Here is a 24,326-nt window from a genome sequence, read left to right on the forward strand (position 1 = left end):
AGCATGTTTTATTAACTTTGCAACCGAAATCAATAAAAACCAAATAACAATCAATTCTATTATCATAACTAATAATTTTTATGAAAACAAAAAGTTTCCTTATTCTGTCTTTAGCAACTACGTTGGCTTTGCCAATGTCTGCACAGAAAAACAATGAAAAGCAAAAAGCTGGAAAAGCTCGTGAAACAGAAAATAGTACACAAACAGGCAAAGCAAACAATATGATGTTGAATGCTTCTGATGAGACCTCTCCACGTTTTATTAATGTAGGACTTCCAGAAGGAACTGGTGGTACTGTCGTTTCTGAAAATGGTATGCTTATCAGTCCAGATACTTACCTATTAATGCCTAATCAGGCTTGGCGTCAGGATGGAAGTTTTCAAAGACCTGATTCATGGAGCCTATCAAAAACAGCTATAAAATTAGGTGACGTGGGTGTTTCCATGGCTACCGCAACACGTAAAGGGACAAATAAGTTTGTAGGTCAACTTAATCTCCACACGAACTCTTTCGGCTTGATGGGGGGCAATCTTTCGTTATCCGGTCCTATAAAGAATAACTGGTTTTATCATTTCAACGCATTTGTGACCATGGATCCTGGATCTACACATCCATCATGGACAAACTACCTAGACAAGACTTTTCTTATCAAAGGTTTGCTGACTAAAAAATATAAGAATGGTGAGATTAGTTTCCAATACAAGTTTATGAATTCGCAGAAGATAAATGACAATGTCTGCCCTTACACTTTCCACAAAGATAAACAGGTTACAGCACTTGACAACTTTGAAATAGGAAAGAAAAGCTATGCTACTGGTGACATAAACCACATTTATAAAAATCCACTGAATGGTCAGATGGAGAGCATAAACCTGATGAAGGGTACAGGATCAACCGTACATTCTTTTGATATTCTAGGTAACAACATATTACATAAAAATCTTACAATCGATTATTCTTTACGTTATCAACGCTCCGAATCTGGAAAAACAAATTATTCTTTCAATGCCATCAAGAGCCAAGATGGTCTTCCTTCTACCCAACGTTATATTTATGCTGACAACAACAACAATCAGGTGTACACAGGACTAGTACAAAATATACAGATGGGTATTGCACCAAAGCGCCCAGCTAGTCTCTTGCAAGGTAGATTTGAATTGAACAAAAAAGGACACAACTTTAACTATAGCCTTGGCTACACAGGCTATGCTTGGCATGTAGACAAAGCTATTCAAGGCACCTATTCTTACCTGTCAGAGGTAGCTCCTAACCCTCGTCAGATTTCGCTTCAAGTTAAAGATAAAAATGGTGCATGGGTGAACAAACAGGCTGACGAGAATGGACAGTGGAATTATAATGGTGCTTTCTTTTACTATAACGGTAATGAATTTAAGAATGCCATCTACGCACTTAGTAACGTTAAGCCTATTAAAAACTTAAAGATTGATTTAGGTGCACGTTTCGAATGGCACAGACTTGTTGGCACTTGGTGTCCTAAAAGCGACCGCAGTTCTTCTAAAGATGCTACATGGGTATCTGGTGAGACCAGTCCTATCAATCGCAACTTCTGGAATAAGAGCTTCACAGCTACAGCTACTTATAATATTCTTCCAAACTTTGGTATAGTTGGTGATGCCTATTACATTGAAGTTTCTGATGGAATCAATGTTTATAAGGGTGCTAATGATCCAATGTCAAAAACCAATGTAATACCTTACTTTGCAGGAGGTGTCTTTTATAACTCACCACTAATAAGCATTGTATCTCGTATCAGCCATATCAGCCGTAGCAATCTTTATGCTTCAGGTAGTTTCTCTAACAAGGAAGGAGAGTCAACTAAGCTGTCATTCCTATATGACATCCAAACTTTAGGATGGACTACTGATGCAGTGTTAAAACCATTCAAAGGATTTTCACTTCACATGATGCTAACTCTACAAAACCCTGTATATAAGAACTTCTCTTTTGACGTATTCGGTGAGCATTATGATTATGACGGTATACCTGCACGTACCTGCTCTAAAACTCTTATTGAAATAGATCCAAGTTATAGCTTTGGCAAGTTCAGAATATGGGCAAGTGCACGTTACTTCAGTAAGGCGCCTTGTGCTTATCCTGGTACACTTTTCTTCCCTTCTCGTTGGGAAACTTTCGCAGGAGTAGACTATAAAGCTGCAAAGAATATTAGCTTTAGCCTGAATGTTGTAAATCTGCTTAATCAAGCTGGTGCCCAAGGGCGTATCGTAGGAACCAATACAGCAACGGATCCAGAACCATATTATGATCAGCCTGTTGCCGGTACATTTATTCGCCCATTCACAATAGATTTGAAAACAAAGATAACATTCTAAATACATTTTATGAGTGATTGTTATTTCATATAATACACTCAATACAAATTATTAATCAATTTACATAAACCTAAAAATAATGAATACGAATCTGTTAACAGGTATGATTAGTGCATTGACACTCGTACCAACATTTGGCTCTGCCAAGAACAAGAAGCAGAATGACCAACGTCCTAATATCCTTCTAATTCTTGCGGATGACATGGGAAAAGAATGTTTAGGTTGCTATGGTTCAACCTATAACACACCGAATCTAGATGCTTTTGCCGAGGAAGGTGTAAAATTTAACTATGCAACTTCGCAGCCACTGAGTACACCATCACGTGTAGAACTACTCACAGGTAAATACAATTATAAAAACTATTCAAAGTTTGCCTTCATGAATCAGGATCAAAAGACTTTTGCTAACCTTGCACAGGAAGCTGGCTACAAAACCTGTATAGCTGGCAAATGGCAATTGGGGGAAAATCCTGGACTGCCGAAACATTTTGGTTTTGACAATTATTGCTTGTACCATCTTTCTTTGAAAGGAAATAAATATGCAAAGCCTTTGTTTGAAGAGGATGGTGTGATGCACAAAGACTGCACCGAGAACGATTATGGACCAGACTATTTCTCGAACTATATATGTAACTTTATCGAGAAAAACTACAAACACCCATTTCTGGCTTATTACTCTATGACTTTAGTTCACGACCCATTCAATCCTACACCAGAGAGCGATGACTGGGATATAGACCCGAAGAAACGTTATGCAGAGGATAATAAATACTTTCCTGACATGGTACACTATACTGACAAGTTGTTTGCCAAGGTTATGAAAAAACTAAAGGACCTCGGTATTGAAGATAATACGATAGTGATTTTCATCGGTGACAATGGTACAGCCCGTTATATAACAACACCAATGAAAGACGGCACTATGTATAAAGGTGGCAAGGCTATGCCAATAGAAGCAGGAACAGCTGTTCCTATGATTGCTCGCTGGGGCAAGTACACACTACCTAAACATACAACTTCAGACATGGTAGACTTTACTGATTTCATGCCAACATTCGCTGACGCTATGAAAATAAATGTACCTTCTGAATGGGATTGCGACGGTCATTCTTTTTTACCTGTACTCGAAGGCAAAGAAAATCCAAACAAGCGAGACTATGTATTCGTTCACTATCAGCCTAATCACGTTCCTCAGGCAGGTCTAGAACATTATTCTTGCCGCTATGTTAAGGATCACAATTATAAACTATATTCTGATGGTAGCTTCTTCAACTATCAGACAGATCCAGAAGAACGTCGTGGAATCACACGTGCTGCCGCAACGCATGAAGAAAACGCAATACGTGATAAGTTCAGAGCTATACTTAATAAACTTCCAAAGTGGAAACTTGGTGACAAATGCGTAAAGCAAGTAATACTGCCTGAATATAAGCTGATAGAACAACCTAAAAAAGGTCCAAAAGCAAATGCTATCGTTCTAAAATAGTTTAATGAAGTTATAATGAATAAATCTATTTAACGCCGTATGAATAAAATTAAAAATTCAGCATTGTTGCTGACAACGCTTTTTGTGGGACAGCCTGTACTTGCGCAGGAGCAGAAACATCAGCCTGTTAACCAAGATCCTCAAAATAAAAAGATGAATGTAGTATTCATTGTTTGCGACGACTTGAATGCTGACCTAGGTAGTTTTGATGATTCTATTGTAAAAACGCCAAATTTGGATCGTATACGTGCTCATGCAATGCGCTTTAACAATGCTTATTGTCAATATCCGCTCTCAGGCCCTACACGTGCTTCTTTCCTAACTGGATATTCTCCTGAACGTACAAAGGTAATGGACCTGACAACAAGTTTTCGTAAGGCAATGCCTGATTGCGTTACCCTACCCCAACTATTTAAAAATAATGGTTATTACACTGTTCGTATTGGTAAGGTATATCACGCTAACGTTCCGATGGATATAGGTCACGATGGAGCTGATGATCCGAAATCTTGGACAAAGAAATGGAATCCAATTGGTATTGATAAGACTCTGGAAGACAAAGTTCATATACTGACTCCTTCTTTGGTTTCAGGAAAACGAATCGGTGGTTCAATGGCGTATTTAGAAGTTCCTGGTGAAGATGATAAGCACACAGATGCTATTGGTGCTAATATTGCCTGCATGGAGATTCACAACCACAAAGATAAACCATTCTTCCTTGCCATGGGCTTCTATCGTCCACATACACCCTACATCGCACCCTCTAAATATTACAAAATGTATCCTTGGCAGACAATGCCATTACCAAATGTTCCTGCTGATGATTGGGATAACAAGCCTGAATGCGCTAAGACATCCAATATTCTGAACTATGGTCTTCCAGCAGATACATTGCGTCGCGCGAAGGCCGCATATTATGCAGCAATTAGCTTTATGGATGCCCAAATTGGTAAGATTCTTAATCAGTTGGATCGTGACGGACTAGCAAATAACACTGCTATTGTGTTTGTGGGAGACAACGGTTACAATCTAGGACAGCATGGCCAGTGGCAGAAACAGTTGCTTTTCGAACATTCTGCCAGAGTGCCCCTTATTATCTCTGTTCCTGAAATAACAAACCATAAAGGCAGCTACAACAAACCCGTTGAATTGCTTGATATATATCCTACCATTGCTTCTGTCTGCAGCTTGCAGGCGCCTAACGATTTAGATGGTCGCGATGTAACTCCACTACTAAAGGATGCCAACACACCATGGGAAGAAAATGCTTATTCAGAACAGACACGTAAGCCAGGTGCTTTCAAAAGCACTGTAAAGGAATTCACAATGGGACGCAGCGTCCGCACAGAACGTTACCGCTACACCGAATGGAATGACGGTAAAGCTGGAGGTGAACTCTATGACTATTTGAAGGATCCAACTGAACACTATAACCTATATAATAACAAGAAGTATAAAAAGCTACAGAAACAATTGTCAGTAAATCTGCACAAGCATTATGCAGAAATCCAGGCAAAAATAAAATAATACTTCTATGCAAAATAAGTATAAAATATCTATAGCAATCTCTACCCTGTGTCTACAGGGTGGAGTTTTGCATTCACAAGAACATGCACAAAAAAATATTAAGCATCCAAACATAATATGGATAACATGTGAAGACATATCGCCATATATGAGCATTTATGGCGCTGATATTGTAAAAACACCAAACATAGACCAATTGGCTCATGAAGGAATGAAGTTTCAGAGTGTCTATACTACAGCTGGTGTCAGTGCTCCTTCACGCTCCTGCTTTATAACTGGCATGTATCCTACTTCTATTGGTACTCAGCACATGCGTACCAAAGTATTAAACAAGGCCATAGCAGCCAAACTTGATCATCCTTCTTATTCTGCAGTTATACCTTCTTTCGTGAAGTGCTTCACTGAGTATTTGCGTATGAATGGCTACTATACAACAAACTGTATGAAGGAAGACTATCAGTTTGACGCCCCTGTTACAGCATGGGATGAAAGCAGTGCAGCTGCATCCTATCGCAACCGTCCGGCAGGAAAGCCTTTTTTTGCTGTCTTTAATCATTTTATAACTCACGAGTCACAACTCTTCAAGAAGTCATACCTATTCGAAAACCATCCAGAGTTACTGATTAATGAGAGTCAGATCAAAAAATTACCGAGCTATTACAAAAATACCAAGGTAGCACGCGAGTGCATGGCATTGATGCTGAGCAATGTCCAAATGATGGACTATCAGGTTGGACAACTCATCAAACAGTTGAAGGCTGATGGTGTTTATGACAATTCCTATGTCATCTTTTTTAGCGACCATGGAGGCACTATGCCATGGATGAAACGTGAGATACTAGAACGTGGAACACATATTCCATTTATCGTTAAGTTTCCTAAAGGGGCTAATGCTGGTAAAATTAACAATGATCTGATTAGTTCTGTAGACTTTGCTCCTACTATGCTGTCATTAGCTGGAGTTAAAATTCCTAACTATATGCAGGGACAGGCTTTTCTTGGTTCTCAAACCAGTAAGGTGAAACGCCAGTATGTTTTTGCAGGGCGTGATCGCATGGACGAATGCACAGACCGAGTACGCAGTGTAAGAGACCATCGCTATCGCTATATTTATAATTTCATGCCTAACCAGCCTAAGTATCAGGCAATTTCATATCGAGAGAGATTACCTATGATGAAGGAAATACTTGAGTTGCACAAAGCTGGTGAACTTGATCAGTATCAGGATGATTGGTTTACACCTATTAAACCTCAAGAAGAGCTCTACGACGTTGAGAAGGATCCAGATGAGATTCACAACCTGGCTACAGACTTAGCTTACAAAGATAAACTAATAGAACTACGCAAAGCTTTTCGTAGCTGGCTCAATAAAGTTGGAGACCTCTCTTATATGCCTGAAAAAGATATGGTTGCCAACTGGTGGATGGGAGAAGACCATGAGCCACGTACAGCAGAGCCGATAATAAAAAAGGTATCTAATGGCATCAAACTTTATTGTTCTACGCAAGGTGCTTCTATTGGTTATAAAATTCTAAGAAATGGTGAGAATGATGAACCAATTGTACGTAAGAGCTGTGACCATGATATGTTACAAATAATTAAACAGAAACAAAATGGAACAGAGGTCAAAGTTTCTAGTCCTTGGAATGTCTATCAGTCTGGTCAGATAATTCATATCAAGAAAGGTTATCATTTACTAGTTAATGCAACACGTATAGGCTATACACCTGCAATTAAAGATTTTCATCTTTAAACAAAATAAATATACATTCAAAAGAAAAATACGGATTCATTATAAATGATGGTCCGTATATTTTCATTTTTATCGTTTAATACATATCTTTGCTATATCAATTAATAATTAATCCATTTTATTTATGGCTACAATCAATCCTTTTGCCCGTCCGATGTATATAATGCTGAAACCAACAGGTTCACTCTGCAACCTGCGTTGTAAGTATTGTTATTATCTTGAGAAAAATAAACTTTATAAAGAACAGAAAAATCATGTAATCAACGATGAACTACTAGAAAAGTTCATTAAGGAATATATCGAGGCCCAAACTATGTCTGAAGTATTATTTACATGGCATGGCGGAGAGACACTGATGCGCCCTATATCATTCTATAAGCGTGCACTTGAACTTGAACGGATCTATGCTCGTGGTCGTCAAATAGACAACTGTATACAAACTAATGGAACATTGATTACAGATGAGTGGTGCAAGTTTTTTAAAGAAAACAACTTTCTTGTAGGCGTATCAATTGATGGACCACAAGAGTTTCACGATGAATATAGGAAGACTGCGACTGGCCGTCCAACTTTTCACCAGGTAATGAAAGGTATTGACCTTCTAAATAAACATGGGGTTGAATGGAATGCTTTGGCGGTTGTCAATGACTTTAATGCAGACTATCCACTAGACTTCTATCATTTTTTCAAGGAAATAGGCTGCCATTATATTCAATTCACGCCGATAGTTGAACGCATTGTCACTCGCACTGATGGTCTGAAGCTAGCACCTGGTATGCAAGAGGGCGGTGAAATAACTGATTTTTCAATCACAAGTGAACAATGGGGAAATTTTCTTTGTACAATCTTTGATGAATGGGTACATCATGATGTAGGGGAATATTATATACAACTTTTTGATGCGACACTAGCCAACTGGGTAGGACAAGCACCAGGCATATGCACTATGGCAAAGGAGTGCGGACACGCTGGCATCATGGAATTTAACGGTGATGTATATTCATGTGATCATTTTGTCTATCCAGAACATAAACTTGGCAATCTTCATGATAAGACAATTTACGAGATAATGAATAGTCCTAAACAAAAAGAATTTTCGAAGATGAAACATACACTTCTACCACAGCAATGCAAAGAATGCAAATATCAGTTTGCTTGCCATGGAGAATGCCCAAAGAATAGATTTATTAAGGATCAATATGGTAACTCTGGTCTTAATTATCTATGCAGTGGTTATTATAAATTCTTTGAACATATAGCTCCTTACATGGACTTCATGAAAAACGAACTAGAAAATCATCGTGCTCCAGCCAATGTGATGAATCATATTTTCTCTGGACCACACTATTCAAAGTAAGTTTTCATCTTCACCTCATCATAGATATTAGTCACGGCATCGGCGAAATCTTTTTCGTCTATGCATGACTGATGACGCACACGAAGTCTGTAATTGTAAATTGTCTGTGGTGAATAATGCAGGAAGTCGGCAATATTCACACTGTTGTTTATACCCAAACTTATAAGCGCATAAATACGGAGTTCTGGTGTAAGTTCATTAGGGTTATCCAGATAAAACTGTCCTTCTGGACAAAGTAATCGGTTAAATCTTTCGACAAAGTCCACATGAGTAGAAAGAAAGGCTTCGTCAAATCGCTTATAAAAATTTTTCAGTTCTGCATCACTTATTTCTGTTGAAGAAGCCTTCTTCAATGCCTCCTTATATGAATTAGTCTTCAGAAGATTCACGATGGCTTTCTTGAAGTTCTGGTATGTTTTGATATAGTCTGAACATAGATAATAAGTAGCTATGAAGTTATGATCACGCAATTTAATCTCATCCATCAATTTGGAGTTGGTGTCTGCAACTTCGGTTGTCATCTGTTTAATCTGATCAATATTTTTTTTCTGTTCGCCATTAAGCATCTCCAAACGATGATAAAGTTGTTTCTGCCTGAGAGCTTTCTTTTTGAGTTGTAAGAACATAAACATTACGGTAGCACTAAGAAGCAACATAATGACAAAGCCAATTAAAAGTAACATTCGCTGACGACTCTGTAATGTCTGATATGATTTGATAATAATATCCTGAGCTGTAAGAATGCTTACACTTTGATTATAGTCTTTATAAGCTTTGGCTGACTCCTCACAAGTCATTGCATACTGGTATGCTCTGTTTACATTTTTCTGAACAAACGGTGATTCTATTAGCATAAGGAGCGACTGAGAACCTCTATTGACGCTTTTAACATCACAAATAGCTGATTTGATAAGATAATAGTAATATTTATGAAGTTGATTCTCATGTTGGGCATATTTAGCTAACACAAAATATATCTTAGACCTTTCCTTTAATTCGGTTGTTGGAATATTATGCAATAACTTCAATAGCATATTCACATCTTTATTATCGTAGCGCCCGATTATTGACATACCATTATAATACGGAAGAGTTCCTGGAATTAAATAACTTATCAATAGATTTTTATCTACGTGCAGTATTCTTCCATGTTGCGCCATAATATCAGGGCTTGCAGGGCGAGCTTCCATTTTTTTATTAAAGTTAAGTATGGCTATGGCTAAATTATGCCGTAACTCTTTAGGAAAACTATCTATTGGTCCACATTTTTCAAGCATTTCACGAGCCAAAAACAACACACCACGTGTAATCTGAACCTGAGCTATATTCATTTCAGATTCCTTTTGCCAATCTATTCGATGATTGTCCAAAGCGAGTCTATAATTTCTCTCCGCATATTTTATTGCTGAGTCACCATCGAATTTTTTATAAAGTTTATACAACTTTTTATTAAGCAAATATTGATCATTGATGAAAGTGGCATCTTTAAGGTTCTTCTTTTCTTGTTCTATCAAGCGTTGGTGCGCATTAACATAAACGGCACGATTTTTCACAACCTGATCCAATTCATTCAACGCTCCTTCTACATCATATTGCTGTGCAAATAAAGTCTGGTGAACAGACAATAGTAAAAACAAGGTCAACAATTTAGATAGCATCATATATTTATTAATTCAACAACTAAACTTTCGCTAGTGAATTAACATCTGCAAAAGTGTAGAAATAGATTGTTTATCAAGAGTACAAATATAGTGATAAATATCGATATATCAAACTGAATTAAACGTTTTTTATGAAGACTACAACAACACACTTTAAACGAACTTTTCACACTAATGTCTGGAGAAATTTAGAAAAACCATAATTGACCATCATCTTCCATTTCTAATTTAGATTTATCTATTCGATTAAATAATTCTGAAAGGTCAACCTTTTCAAAAAGAACCAATACAATGGCTTTAGAGAAAATGTAAAGTCATTAGTCAAAACTTATATACTGTACTTTTGTCGAAGTCTTCATATATGACAAGACGTACCAAATTAGAGTAATCAGTCTTGGTAAATTGTTCTGTCAACTTGATGGAGTAATCACTGATAACCAATCATATTCATAATGGTATGTGTAAAAAAATGTCTTTAACTTTTTTTATCATCGTCAAGTAACATATGTGACCACACATCTATTTTATAACAAATACATTTGCATCCGAAATAAAAAAAATACCGTAAGGAGATATATTGACTATATAACATTATTAATATAAAAGAATATGATTATGGATGATAAAATGTTTTGTTACCAGTGTCAGGAAACAGCTAATGGAACTGGATGCGTGTTGAAGGGTGTTTGCGGAAAACAACCACAGACTTCTGAATATATGGATTTGCTGCTAGCTGTGGTAAGAGGGGTTTCTGTTGTTGACAGCGAACTGCGCAAAGCGGGTAAGACCACCTGTGACTGCGTGAACGACTTTGTTATTGATGCCCTTTTCTGCACAATCACTAATGCTAACTTTGATGACGACAGTATTGCTGCCCGCATAGAGAAAGGTATTGAAATAAGAAACAAACTGATGGCAAAAGCTGACGGTATTGCATTGCCTGATTATGAAGAACTGAAATGGAACGGCGACAAGAGTCAATATGATAAAGCATATAAAAAGGTTGGCGTGCTGAGAACAGAAAACGAAGACATCCGTTCATTGAAAGAACTAACTGTTTATGGACTTAAAGGACTTGCTGCTTATTATGAACATGCAGCTAGACTGGGATTCACTGATAAGGAACTGATTAACTTTACATGTGACGCACTTGCAACAATAACAAATCCTAATGCCGGACAGGAAGAACTATTCAACCTTGTATTGGAAACTGGTAAAGCTGGCGTGAAAGCGATGGCGATGCTTGACGAAGCAAATACAAAGAGCTATGGTAATCCTGAAATAACAAAGGTGAACATCGGAGTTGGTAAAAACCCTGGTATACTGATCAGTGGTCACGATCTACACGATATTGAAGACTTGCTGAAACAGACTGAAGGTACAGGCATTGACGTGTACACTCACGGAGAAATGCTACCTGCACATTATTATCCACAACTGAAGAAATATAAGCATCTTGTAGGTAACTACGGAAACGCATGGTGGAAACAAAGAGAGGAATTCTCTAGTTTCAACGGTCCTGTTGTTTTCACAACAAACTGTATCGTTCCTCCTCTTGCAAACGCAAACTACAAGGAGCGCATGTTTACAATGAACAGTACTGGTTTCCCTGGATGCAAACACATAGAGACAGGAAGCGACGGACACAAGGACTTTACTGAAGTAATTGAAGCTGCTCGCCACAGCAACGCTCCTACAGAAATAGAACACGGAGAGATATTGGGCGGATTCGCACATAATCAGGTACTGGAACTTGCTGACAAAATAGTAGAAGCTGTAAAGAACGGAGACATCAAGAAGTTTGTTGTTATGGCTGGTTGTGACGGACGAATGAAGAGCAGAAACTATTACACAGACTTCGCTAAGGCTTTGCCTAAAGACGCAGTGATACTTACTGCTGGATGCGCAAAATACAAATACAACAAACTCGAACTCGGCGACATCAACGGCATTCCAAGAGTGCTCGACGCAGGACAATGCAACGACAGTTACTCACTTGCCGTAATAGCAATGAAACTGCAAGAGGTGTTTGGACTTGACGACATCAACAAGTTGCCTATAGCATACAACATTGCATGGTATGAGCAGAAGGCTGTAATTGTACTGCTGGCACTGCTCAGTCTGGGAGTGAAGAATATACATATAGGTCCATCTCTACCTGCATTCCTTTCTGCAAACGTTGCAAAAGTACTTGTTGAACAATTCGGTATTGCCGGAATAACAACAGTAGAAGATGATCTGAAAATATTTGGAATGTAATAGAGTTACGTTTTAGTTGACTCGTAAATAAAATAGTGTCCCCAAGTTGCACATCACTGTGAAGCTTGGGGACAAAGACTTTTTCTCAAAAAAAACTAATAACTAATCCTAATAATGTAAATGCTATCTCATAAAAAAAATTATAGTTCGTTTTATTATATCGCAAAGATACTTGTTTATGGAATACACAGAAAATTAATTCAGCAAACTGGCACTTTTGTTCAACGAACAGCTCATCACTATATCATAGCACATATAATGATTAAGCATTTCTTTTTTCCTCACATGATTATAATGCTTAAAACATAGATGACGACCATTGCTAATTCAACTTTACTCAATTGATATTTCTATGATGGTTTATATAAAAAATAAATTGGCATCACCACTAGTAACAAAAGACTCACAAAAGGTATAAAACAAAAAAGTTGGTGTTTTATTTTGTATTTTACTCAATTTGCAGTACCTTAGACGACCCTATTATATAAAATATTATGACGACAAAAGAATTAATGCGCGAAGCAATAAGCTTAGCAAACGAAAATGTAAGAAATGGCGGTGGACCTTTCGGTGCCGTAATTGCAGATAAAAACGGTAATATTATTTCTACCGGAGTAAACCGTGTTACAGCTAATCACGACCCAACAGCTCATGCTGAGGTAAGCGCAATAAGGTTGGCAGGACAGAAACTAGGAACATTCTCTTTGGAAGGATGCTCAATATATACATCGTGCGAGCCTTGTCCTATGTGTCTTGGTGCAATATACTGGGCACATCTTGACAAGATATATTACGCCAACACAAAAGAAGATGCAAAGAACATTGACTTTGACGACTCTTTCATTTATGACGAGATTGCGCTTTCGCCTGACAAGAGAAAGAAACCATCGGAACAAATGCTCAGAGAAGAGGCTATAAAGACTTTCGAAGACTGGGCGAAAAAAGACGATAAGATAGAATACTAAGGTATTTGCACGGCACAGTGCAATCGTTTGCATACAATTTTAATTAATTGATTAGCATTGTGGAAACGATTGCACTGAAATAAATTGTATATTCGCAACATAAACTATAATTATAATATTATGAAGCGAATATATGTTATCATATTTAATTGTATCCTAAGTATCTGCGCTTTTGCACAAGGTTGGCCAGCCAACTACGGAGGGGTAATGCTGCAAGGCTTTTACTGGGACTCTTACACTGACACAAAATGGACTAATCTCGAAAGTCAGGCTGATGAACTGTCACAATACTTTAGTTTGATTTGGGTTCCACAAAGCGGAAACTGCAATACAACTGGTAATGTAATGGGCTATATGCCTGTGTATTACTTTGATCAAAACAGCAGTTTCGGAACGCAAGCTGAACTGAAATCTATGATTAAAACTTTCAAGGATAAAGGACTGGGAACTATCGCTGACGTAGTAGTAAACCACAGAAACAATCTTGGAGTAAATAGTTCATGGGTTGATTATCCTTCAGAAACATACAACGGGGTGACCTATCAGATGTTGCCTACAGACATTGTTGCTAATGACGACGGAGGAGCAACTAAGTCGTGGGCAGACTTGCTAGGAATAAGCCTAAGCAGTAATAATGATGAAGGCGAAGACTGGATGGGATGCAGAGACCTTGACCATAAGAGCACAAACGTGCAGACAATTATCAAAGCATACGAGAATTTCCTTGTCAATGACCTTGGATATACTGGCTTCAGATATGATATGGTAAAGGGATTCAACGCCAGTCATGTAGCTGACTATAACGATGCAGCAAAAGTTAGTTATTCTGTAGGAGAATGTTGGGATTCAAACTCGACAATAGAAACATGGATTAACAACGCTAACAAGAAGAGTGCAGCATTTGATTTTCAATTCAGATATAATGTACGCGATGCCATAAACAACAACGACTGGTCTAGATTGAACAGCACTAATAATTTGGTACATGATGCAAACTATAGGCAATATGCTGTGACTTTCGTTGAAAACCATGATACACAATACCGCAGTGCTACAGAGACTCTTGACCCGATAAAGAAGGATACACTGGCAACAAATGCCTATCTATTGGCTATGCCTGGAACTCCATGCGTATTTCTGCCTCACTGGAAAGCATATAAGCAGGATATCAAGGCTATGATTGATGCACGAAAGGCAGCCGGAATTAAAAATACAAGTACATATACAAATATGGCAAACAGTCAACTCCACTATGCAAACAGAGTGGAAGGCGACCACAATATGATTGTTGTTGTAGGGTTCGACGTAAATACATATGCGCCAACAGGATATACAAACATTCTTTCTGGTTATCACTATAAATACTTTATGGAGAACAAAGCCGAACTTGCTTTCGCAGACAAGGCTTCGGGGACTTATTCTGCTGCCTTTGACGTGACTCTAACAGCAGCGTCGGAGAACGCAAACGCGAAACTTGTTTATACGCTTGACGGGACAAATCCAACAGCAAGCAGTGTACAACTAACTAGTGGCAATAAGATAAATATTTCATCAAGCGAGACATTGAAAGTGGGATTGCTAAAAGACGGCAATGTTTCAAGTATTATTACACGTGACTATGTAGTAAAGCCATTCACTGCTCACAAGGCTACAGTATATCTCAAAGACCCTTCATGGTCAACAGTCTACTTCTATGCTTGGGATAGCAAAGGTACACTTAACGGAGGTTGGCCTGGAAATACTATTACCGACAAGAAGATTGTCAACGGTAATACGTATTATTACAAGGCTTTTGACGTGAATTCTGCGGATTATACCTTCAACATCATATTTGATCAAGGCAGCGGAAATTTGCAGACTGTAGATTTAGGTCCAATAAATGAAGATACCTATTACGAGATTTCAAACTTGGTAAACGGCAAATATTTAGCAAATGATATCACTTCTGTTGTTACAGGAATAGATAATATAACAACAGACAACAACAGCGTATCTACAAATAATGCATGGTATAACCTTGAAGGTATGCGCCTTACAGCCAAACCTACACAAAAAGGAATTTACATACATCAAGGGAAGAAGTTGGTTGTGAAATAATCCAACCTCTACCCTATTATTCACACATACTTAGCGATATTGTTTATTTAATTATTATAAACAATATCGTGATTAGTATAAACGTTACTACGGCAGATATTGCCAACATTGCGTTCCATATTTTCAACACATTGTTCATCATCATAAATATTAATTGTTTATTTTGATGCTGTAAATTTACAAAGCATGTATTACAACGCAATTAAGAACGTATTAATATCATATTACAACATAATACGTATTACTATTATACTCGAAAAAATGTAATAAGAAATACAGGTTATCCTCGAAAAAGTGTGGAATTTACATCAAAGTATCCTCGAAAAAGTGTAGTAAAATACAATATGTATCCTCGAAAAAATGTAGTAATCATTGATTTCTATCATCTAAAAAGTGTATATAACAATAAAGGCGCATCTTATTAAGATGCGCCTTCATTTGTATTTATATTATAAATTATTCAGCTACAGGAGCCTCTTCCTCAGCAACAAAGTTCTTAAGGTCTTCTACAGTGAATGACTTAATATATGCAGCCTTACCAAGAACATCTTCCTCTGTCATGCGAACATATACGTTTGCACTCTTCTTGAAGAGTTCTGGAGCACGTGTAGCATCCTCAATGATAAGCAGTGACATGATTATCTCTGCTGTCATATCATAAAGACGACGAGCAAGGAAATCGTGCATATCCTGATTGTTTGCTTCCTTAACATAGTTAAGAGCATCTTCGTATAGCTCAACAAGTTTTGCTACACGTGTCTGCAATGGCTTAACGCAGTCGCAAACTTCAGCCTGAAGCATATCCTTAATGATTGAAAGATATGTGCCATTAGTGATGTAGCGAACAGCTGCAACAACCTGAAGTTGTGTTGTACCCTCATAGATAGAGAAGATACGAGCATCACGATACAAACGCTGACTCTTATACTCCATAATGAAACCAGAACCACCATGAATGCTAATAGCGTCATAAGAGTTTTGAGTTGCATATTCAGAGTTCATACCCTTAGCGATAGGTGTGAAAGCATCAGCAAGACGAGTATATGTCTTCATTTCAGCGCGCTCCTCTGGAGTTAGCTTGCGCTCGCGTGAAATATCTTCCAAAGCCTTGTAGATATCCACGTAGCGTGCTGTCTGATAAAGGAGTGAACGACCAGCGTCTAGTTTAGCCTTCATGCGAGACAACATATCATATACAGCTGGGAATTCGATAATCTTCTGCCCGAACTGTGCACGCTCCTTAGCATAAGCAAGACCCTCATTGTAAGCCTCCTGAACAACACCAACAGACTGAGCTGCGATACCAAGACGAGCACCATTCATAAGTGCCATTACATACTTGATAAGTCCAAGACGTGTGTTACCACAAAGCTCAGCTTTAGCATTCTTGTAAACAAGCTCACATGTTGGTGAACCGTGAATACCAAGCTTGTGCTCGATGTGACGAACGTCAACACCGCCATCACGCTTGTCATATATAAACATTGACAATCCACGACCGTCCTTAGTACCCTCCTCAGAGCGTGCAAGAACCAAGTGAATATCAGAGTCACCGTTTGTGATAAAACGCTTAACACCGTTCAAACGCCATGTACCATCTGCATCCTGTGTAGCCTTAAGCATTACGCGCTGAAGGTCAGAACCAGCATCAGGCTCAGTAAGGTCCATAGACATTGTCTCACCTGCTGCGATACGTGGAATATACTTCTGGCGCTGCTCCTCTGAAGCAAACTCATAAAGAGTGTCGATACAAGACTGGAGTGACCATACATTCTGGAAACCAGCATCAGCTGCAGAAATAATCTCACTTAACATAGAGAATGTGATGTTAGGCAAGTTAAGACCGCCATAACGTCTTGGCATAGAGATTCCCCAAAGACCAGCCTTACGGGTAGCGTCAAGGTTCTCGAATGTCTTGCTGGCATAAATCATTCTGCCATTCTCAAGATGTGGACCTTCAAGGTCTACACTTTCAGAGTTAGGCTCAACGATATTTGCAGCTACATCTCCTGTAATATCAAGAATACGCTTATAGTTCTCTATAGCGTCTTCGTAGTTGACAGGGGCATCATCGAAATTCTCTTTGTCTGCATAGTTGCGCTCTTTGAGTTCAACGATGCGCTTCATCAGAGGATGATTCAAGTGGAATCCAATCTCTGGATGATCTGTATAATAGTTTGCCATTTTATTATTTACTATTCTGTTTGTAATACTTTATTAGCTTTGGAACAACCTCTTCAACAGTACCGTTGATGATGTAATCAGCAATCTTGTTGATTGGAGCATCAGGATCATTGTTGATAGAGATGATGATACCAGAATCCTGCATACCAGAGATATGCTGTATCTGTCCTGAGATACCGCAAGCGATATAAACCTTAGGATGAACTGTCAAACCAGTCTGTCCAATCTGGCGATCATGATCTGCCCAACCAGCATCAACAGCTGCACGGCTAGCTCCAACCTCTCCATGAAGTTCCTTAGCTAGCAAAGCCAACTGGTCGAAACCAGCTTTACTTCCTACGCCGTAACCACCAGCTACAACGATAGGAGCACCTTTTAGATTATGCTTTGCAGCCTCAACATGGCGGTCAAGAACCTTTACAACGAAATCTGTTGTAGGTACATATTTTGCAACGTCGGCATAAACAACATCGTTCTTTGCCTTACCGTCATAAATAGCCTGTTCCATAACACCTGAACGTACAGTCGCCATCTGTGGACGATGATCAGGGTTTACAATTGTAGCAACGATATTACCACCGAAAGCAGGACGAATCTGATACAACAGACCATTATAAATCTTGCCTGTCTTCTTATCTTCATAGCTACCAATCTCAAGTTGTGTACAATCGGCTGTAAGACCTGAAGTAAGTGAAGAACTTACACGAGGACCAAGGTCACGACCAATAACGGTTGCACCCATAAGGCATATCTGTGGTTTCTCTTCCTTAAACAAGTTAACCAATATATCAGTATGAGGAGCTGATGTGTAAGGGAACAATCCCTCTGCATCAAAAACAAATAATTTATCAACACCATAAGGTAAAATCTGACTTTCTACCTTATCTTTGATGCCTGTACCGACAACAACGGCGTCAAGTTCTACACCAAGTTCATTAGCTAGCTTGCGACCCTTGGTGAGTAATTCCTGAGATACTTCGGCAACAGTAGTGCCTTCGATCTCGCAATATACAAATACGTTATTCATAAGTCTACTACTATTAACCGATAATCTTTTCGTCCAACAATTCTGTGATAAGTCCCTCTACATCTACATCGCTGCCTGTAAGGCTCTTGCTCTCTTTAGCCTGGAACACGATGTTCTTCACAGCTTTCACCTTTGTTGGTGAACCGCTAAGACCACACTGTGCTGCATCGCCATCAACATCGGCAACTGACCACTGATTAAGAGTAAGATAAGGACGCTCAGCATAAAGGTTTGTCCAAGGCTCATCACCCTTACGTTCCATAGGACAAGTAGCATATTTGTATTTCATTACAAGTTTTGCGTTGCATGGACGACAAGGAGCTGCGCTTCCGTTTACGGTAATTACAACTGGTAAAGGAGTCTCAACAGTCTCTACACCACCGTCAATATGACGACGAATTGTAGCCTTGCCATCTTCAACCTTAATTATTTCCTCAGCATAAGTAACCTGATTAAGTCCAAGTTTCTGTGCAACCTGTGGACCAACCTGAGCTGTATCACCATCGATAGCCTGACGGCCACCTATTACTATATCTACATGACCAATTTTCTGTATACCAGTTGCCAAAGCATAAGAAGTTGCCAATGTATCTGCACCGGCGAATAGACGGTCTGTAAGCAACCAACCTGTATCAGTTCCACGATAAAGTCCCTGACGAATGATTTCGCCTGCACGTGGAGGGCCCATGGTGAGAATTCCAACTGTTGAACCTGGATTCTGGTCCTTCAAACGAAGAGCCTGCTCCAAGGCATTTAAATCTTCAGGATTGAAGATAGCTGGAAGAGCAGCACGATTTACGGTGCCTTCTGCTGTCATTGCATCCTTTCCCACATTTCGTGTGTCAGGTACTTGCTTAGCAAGTACAACGATTTTCAATTTCATAAATTATTATATATAATTGTGTATTTTGCTTCAAAGCTGGTCGCAAAATTACTTATTTTTTATAAGCGCACCAAATAAAATGCACAAAATCAACCCCTTTGTGCACAGAATAAGCTTTTTGTGCAATTTTAAAAAGAAGGTAAAAAGCATGATTTATGGCATACGATTTATACCATTATATTGCTCTTTGAGGGAGGGACATGAACATGAAAAAGGGATGGTTGACTTCGCAGTCCATCATCCCAATACTCAAGTCAAAAATGCGATTAATCGATATTTCTACACTTTCTATTCAAACATCTTCAAGGAGTTACTACAGGCCATCCTTCATCATTCCATTTTAATTCTTTCTTCACAAGATGCGGCATTCCATTGTCATGTATTTCATAACCATGAGCAAAAAGATATGTATGTCCGGAGAAATCATAAACAGAACAGTGACCAACTGCAGAATAAATCTTATGATCACCCTCCAAAAGAATACTACCTCCTCCTCGCAACATATCCTTACCATCTCTGTCAAGATAAGGACCCTTTACATTTTTAGAACGACCTATTGCTATTTTATAGTTACTTTTCAATCCTCTGCAACAATAATCAAAAGATACAAAAAGATAGTAATATCCACCACGATGATAAATAAACGGAGCTTCGACTGCATCATCCCCTGGTAAACTGTCTGGTAGAATATCATTCATTCTCTTACACAGAGAATACCATTCTTCTGGCTTCGCCACAGAATTCATATCAGCAGTAAGTTTGACTAATTTAATACCGTTCCAAAACGAACCAAATGTCATCCAAGGAGTACCATCTCCATCTACGATTATATTCGGATCTATGGCATTCCATTCATTTCTGCCAGGAACAGAATTAACGATACATCCTTTGTCTTCCCATTTATAGCGTGGATCAGACGGATTCAGAGTTACATTCTCTGCATAACCTATTGCTGAACGATTTTTACCAAATGTAGAACAACTGTAAAACAGATGGTATTTACCCTGATAGTAGATAATATCTGGCGCCCAGGTATGTCCATTATACCCTGGGACCATATTCATTGCCCATTGTGGTGGGGAATCAAATACAGAAGGCTCATCACGCCATGTGTTTAAATCAGCAGAGGAATACACCTGTATTCCCTGACCTGTACAATATATATAATAGCGGCTACCATCATAAGCGAGCACAGGATCGTGCACAAATGGTGATGTAATACCGTCGGTTGCTTTCACTGTCATAAAACAAGAAAGCAAAACAGTACATGTAATCAATAATTTTAGTTTCATACTTCTGTATTCTAAATTAAGTATCTCTGACTTGATCTTAGTTTACTTTCTTACCCCAATATGTCTTTTTACCATTATAACCTGCATAGACGATAGTAGCTTTGCGAGGAGATGCCTCCCAATCTACTTCACGCTGTAAATAGAGTTTAACACCATTGACTGTAAGTACTTTAGTTGTGGCATCATAACTCCATGTAGCACCAGTCCATGTTCCTGCAGTAACCGTATGATTAGCCGCCAGAGTCATTGTCGTTGCGACATCTTGTTTAGCATAATTATAACTTAGATCGATATGTTCCCAATTACCAACAAGTTCGCTCTCTGTAATAGCAGCTTGCGGGACTGCACCGTAACGTTCAGGCATCACAACTGGCCAACCATCTTCTGTCCAGCGTATGCTACGTACCTGTCCCATCATAATAGCATTGCTATAAGCGTTTCCACCCACATTAGCAGGGAATCTGCCTTGTGAAGAGAAAAACCAGTTACCATTGCCGTCATCGAATACAGCACAATGCGATATACCTACCCATCCATAACCTTTTGAAAATTTATAAGGATGCGTAACTATTGGATATGCGTCACCTCCGTTATTGGTAACATCAGTACCATCTATACCCACGTAAGGCCCATCTATATTTTTGGAACGTACAACACGTGTATTATATGCCACAGACAATTCGTCGTAAGCCATAAACATATAATAATAACCATCATGATACACAACCTCTGGAGCCTCGGAAGCTTGCCAACGGTTACCCATCTGACGAGTGTTAATCAATTTTCCATAAGCAGAAATATCTGTACCCCATGGATTACCCAGTGCATTTAGCGGTAAACCGGTAGAAGAGTTAAGCTGAACTGCAGCGAAACCAGAATGCCAAGAACCATAAACCAACCAATGTTCACCACTTTGCGTGATGATATATGAAGGATCTATGGCATTATACTTGAAATAGCAATTAGCCCAATCATTAGACTTTACATTAAAATTAAGTCCTTTATCTGATGCGTTTGTTATCACATATCCTTTATCCACCCAACTACTTATATTTGACGGTGTAGCAGTTTCCATCATACCTATGAAAGCACGTTCCGACCAAGTATTATCGCCATTGATTGTGCCAGGAACTGTGATAACATAATACATGCGATACAGATTCGCGCTGACACGACGTGCACAAGGTGCCCAAAAACCGAACTGTGTTTCATCATTGAAATTAACAGTGCTGGCAGATAGCCCCATATTAGAACGAATCTCATTCAGTTTGGTCTTAACCCATGAGGGAAGGCTTGACATCGTGGCTCCCATAAACTCCCAGTCTACAAGATTCTTGGAACGACGACAAAAGAAATGCCCATGTCCGATATGCGCATTACCATACGAAGCATCAGTCTGATACATATAGTAATAACCATCATCTGCTTTCATCACAGAAGGATCGTGAACATTAGCAAGATTCCATTTGCTACGATTATCCCAACTTGCAATAGATGTATAATCATCATTATATGTTGGTGCGACATAATTTGCTAATTGTTCATCAACTCCAGTTGGCGTTGTCGGTGTTGGCTTAACCCCTTCAGAAGTGTCGCCACCTGAGCAGCCTATAGCACATAGGCTGCTCAATGACAACAATATTATATTCAGATATTTCATTTTATATCATCATTTACGATAAGAAGATCTCTTGCTTGCAGCAAGACTTGAATTGAATATCAGATGACAACTGTCTATGGTAAATGCAAAGCACAAATCATTTACGTCAACTGTATTCACGCCAAGGTAGTACTGAATGTAAGTCTTGCCATCAGTACCTTTCATAACAGCTTGCACATCTGCAGTTCCGTTGTTACAGTTAGTAACATAAAGGTTGACATTAGCTCCGTTCATAGCAGCTAGCCATGAAGGCCAATTTGCCTGTCCACCACTGTTTCTTGATGCAGCGTATCCATTACCCCAACCATAATTATCAGAACGTACTACCGCATATTCCGAATTTGCAGAATTACGGAGTATTGTCACAAAATTATTCCAGTTGCCAGCCATACTACTGTAATTGGTAAACGATACAGCATAAGTTTTACCGGCGGGAACTTTAATGTTATCTGTAAATACAGACCACCATGCACCTGTATTATCTGCAGCTCCGAGAGTAGTAGGATTTGGAGTTACAAATGTGGATGCTGATTCCGAAACTGTTACCGACACATTATCCGTCTTTCCATTTGCTGTACTAACAGTAACGTTATATGTACCAGCAGAGGCAGGAACTGAAGAGAACTTTAGTTTTGCATTATCAATTATAGCTGAACTTCCGTCTGCATAGGTTGCAGTGACTTCCATACCTGTAGGATCAAAAGCCAATGTTCGGTCAGTCATACCACTTGTTGCTGCTGAGTTGAAGAAATAATAATTACTTCTGCTCGGTGCTTTTGTAATCTTTATAGATGAAATGCTGTTCACAACATTGAACTTTGCATACGCAACAATCGGCTTAGTTGCATTACTGCCTTTGAAAGTCTTATTGTATATCACAACGAGATTCTTCTCTCCTGGTACATCCATATCAGGAATAGCAGAAATATAAAGTTCCGAAGCAGGGATTACTTTCTTCACACCTTCCTCATAAGTAACCTCAGCAGAGATGTTCGACATTGCCTTGTCAAGTGTAGTGCCTCTCGTAACCTCATCAGGAACATTCTGGAGCACCATAGATACAGGGGCTTTGTCCTGAGCAGAAGTAAGTCCACCTATTGGAACAATATTTGTCTGAAGGAAATCAATGTAAGAACCCTCTGGCACTAGGAAGCAACGAATATTCGTATCAGAAGCATCAGCATTGAGATTAGACAGCTTAAATGGCTGATCATAAGTCTTTGTTACTGTACCATTCGTAATCTTTATTTTAAAAGTATTGCTACTAGTACGATCTACGGTTATCGTTACTTTTCCACCTAACTTCTGCACATTTGCGTCTTTGTTATTAGCATCGGGAGCGAGCAACTGCGTGCTGTTGGTATACTTGAAATATAGATGATTTCCCCACTGTGAATTATACTTGGCAGAATCGCCAGTAGCATCAAAACGGAATGCACCATATTCCTGATATCCAGTACCACCACGGTCAACATCATTTGTAAAGACAATCGCGAAGTTCTTATAATAAGTATCATCACTAGAGTTAAGGTTTAGATTTAACACAGCATTCCACTTCTGTCCGTCAGGAACAACATAATATTTAGAGAAGCTAGTCCACCATCCTGAAGAATAGTCACTATTGCCAATCGTGTACACATCTTCCTGCATACCAACTAAAACCTCTTCGTTTGATTTCTTTGAATTCTCTATAGAGTCTATTTTATGGGAAATCCAGTCTGGAGCATTCACATTATACACGTCGCCGCCCTCGCAACTGGCAAGAGCCAGCAGTCCAAATGCAGCACCACAAAAAATGGATGCTATTTTATTTAGATGTTTCAT

15 protein-coding genes are annotated in these 24,326 nt (G+C 38.9%); 8 read left to right on the forward strand and 7 right to left on the reverse strand.

Annotation, left to right across the window (positions count from 1 at the left end):
* Positions 1-80 precede the first annotated feature (80 nt).
* The 5 genes from prwr041_RS02265 (at position 81) to prwr041_RS02285 (ending at position 8,474) form a co-directional block, all read left to right on the forward strand.
* On the forward strand, positions 81-2,351 hold the full coding sequence (locus prwr041_RS02265) for a TonB-dependent receptor (protein WP_207154710.1): 2,271 nt from the start codon (positions 81-83) through the stop codon (positions 2,349-2,351).
* 79 nt (positions 2,352-2,430) lie between these two features.
* Positions 2,431-3,837 carry a sulfatase-like hydrolase/transferase gene (locus tag prwr041_RS02270; RefSeq protein ID WP_207154711.1) on the forward strand — a complete coding sequence of 469 codons (1,407 nt, stop codon included), beginning with the start codon at positions 2,431-2,433 and terminating at the stop codon, positions 3,835-3,837.
* A 39-nt stretch (positions 3,838-3,876) separates the two neighbouring features.
* Positions 3,877-5,364, forward strand: coding sequence for a sulfatase (locus tag prwr041_RS02275; RefSeq protein ID WP_207154712.1), 1,488 nt, complete (start codon positions 3,877-3,879; stop codon positions 5,362-5,364).
* 7 nt (positions 5,365-5,371) lie between these two features.
* Positions 5,372-7,117 carry a sulfatase family protein gene (locus prwr041_RS02280; protein ID WP_207154713.1) on the forward strand — a complete coding sequence of 582 codons (1,746 nt, stop codon included), beginning with the start codon at positions 5,372-5,374 and terminating at the stop codon, positions 7,115-7,117.
* 124 nt (positions 7,118-7,241) lie between these two features.
* On the forward strand, positions 7,242-8,474 hold the full coding sequence (locus prwr041_RS02285; RefSeq protein WP_207154714.1) for an anaerobic sulfatase-maturation protein: 1,233 nt from the start codon (positions 7,242-7,244) through the stop codon (positions 8,472-8,474).
* On the opposite strand, the gene prwr041_RS02290 is transcribed toward prwr041_RS02285, so the two are convergent.
* Positions 8,462-10,135 (reverse strand): DUF6377 domain-containing protein, encoded by a 1,674-nt coding sequence (locus prwr041_RS02290; protein ID WP_207154715.1) that lies wholly within the window; start codon positions 10,133-10,135, stop codon positions 8,462-8,464. The genes prwr041_RS02285 and prwr041_RS02290 overlap by 13 nt on opposite strands.
* 615 nt (positions 10,136-10,750) lie before the next feature.
* Here prwr041_RS02290 and hcp point away from each other — a divergent pair.
* From hcp to prwr041_RS02305, 3 genes are all read left to right on the forward strand, one after another.
* Entirely contained in the window at positions 10,751-12,394 is a 1,644-nt protein-coding gene (hcp, locus tag prwr041_RS02295; RefSeq protein WP_207154716.1) for a hydroxylamine reductase, read from the forward strand.
* Between the two features lie 494 nt (positions 12,395-12,888).
* Positions 12,889-13,359 (forward strand): nucleoside deaminase, encoded by a 471-nt coding sequence (locus prwr041_RS02300; protein WP_207154717.1) that lies wholly within the window; start codon positions 12,889-12,891, stop codon positions 13,357-13,359.
* Positions 13,360-13,479: 120 nt separating this feature from the next.
* Positions 13,480-15,456, forward strand: a complete 1,977-nt coding sequence (locus prwr041_RS02305; RefSeq protein WP_207154718.1) for an alpha-amylase family glycosyl hydrolase — start codon at positions 13,480-13,482, stop codon at positions 15,454-15,456.
* Positions 15,457-15,912: 456 nt separating this feature from the next.
* Here the strand turns inward: prwr041_RS02305 and prwr041_RS02310 are convergent, their stop codons facing one another.
* The 6 genes from prwr041_RS02310 to prwr041_RS02335 form a co-directional block, all read right to left on the reverse strand.
* The gene (locus prwr041_RS02310) at positions 15,913-17,640 is read right to left on the reverse strand and encodes an acyl-CoA dehydrogenase family protein (RefSeq protein ID WP_207154719.1); all 1,728 of its coding nucleotides are present in this window, start codon (positions 17,638-17,640) and stop codon (positions 15,913-15,915) included.
* Between the two features lie 4 nt (positions 17,641-17,644).
* Positions 17,645-18,667 carry an electron transfer flavoprotein subunit alpha/FixB family protein gene (locus tag prwr041_RS02315; protein ID WP_207154720.1) on the reverse strand — a complete coding sequence of 341 codons (1,023 nt, stop codon included), beginning with the start codon at positions 18,665-18,667 and terminating at the stop codon, positions 17,645-17,647.
* A gap of 13 nt (positions 18,668-18,680) precedes the next feature.
* Positions 18,681-19,550: an electron transfer flavoprotein subunit beta/FixA family protein gene (locus tag prwr041_RS02320; RefSeq protein ID WP_207154721.1), complete on the reverse strand. Its 870-nt coding sequence runs from the start codon at positions 19,548-19,550 to the stop codon at positions 18,681-18,683.
* 302 nt (positions 19,551-19,852) lie between these two features.
* Positions 19,853-20,842 carry an arabinan endo-1,5-alpha-L-arabinosidase gene (locus prwr041_RS02325; RefSeq protein WP_237072289.1) on the reverse strand — a complete coding sequence of 330 codons (990 nt, stop codon included), beginning with the start codon at positions 20,840-20,842 and terminating at the stop codon, positions 19,853-19,855.
* 37 nt (positions 20,843-20,879) lie between these two features.
* Entirely contained in the window at positions 20,880-22,502 is a 1,623-nt protein-coding gene (locus prwr041_RS02330) for an arabinan endo-1,5-alpha-L-arabinosidase (RefSeq protein ID WP_207154722.1), read from the reverse strand.
* Positions 22,503-22,511: 9 nt separating this feature from the next.
* A complete protein-coding gene (locus tag prwr041_RS02335; protein ID WP_207154723.1) occupies positions 22,512-24,326 on the reverse strand; it encodes a bacterial Ig-like domain-containing protein in 1,815 nt (604 codons plus the stop codon).

Source organism: Prevotella herbatica (assembly GCF_017347605.1).
GTDB classification, from domain to species: domain Bacteria; phylum Bacteroidota; class Bacteroidia; order Bacteroidales; family Bacteroidaceae; genus Prevotella; species Prevotella herbatica.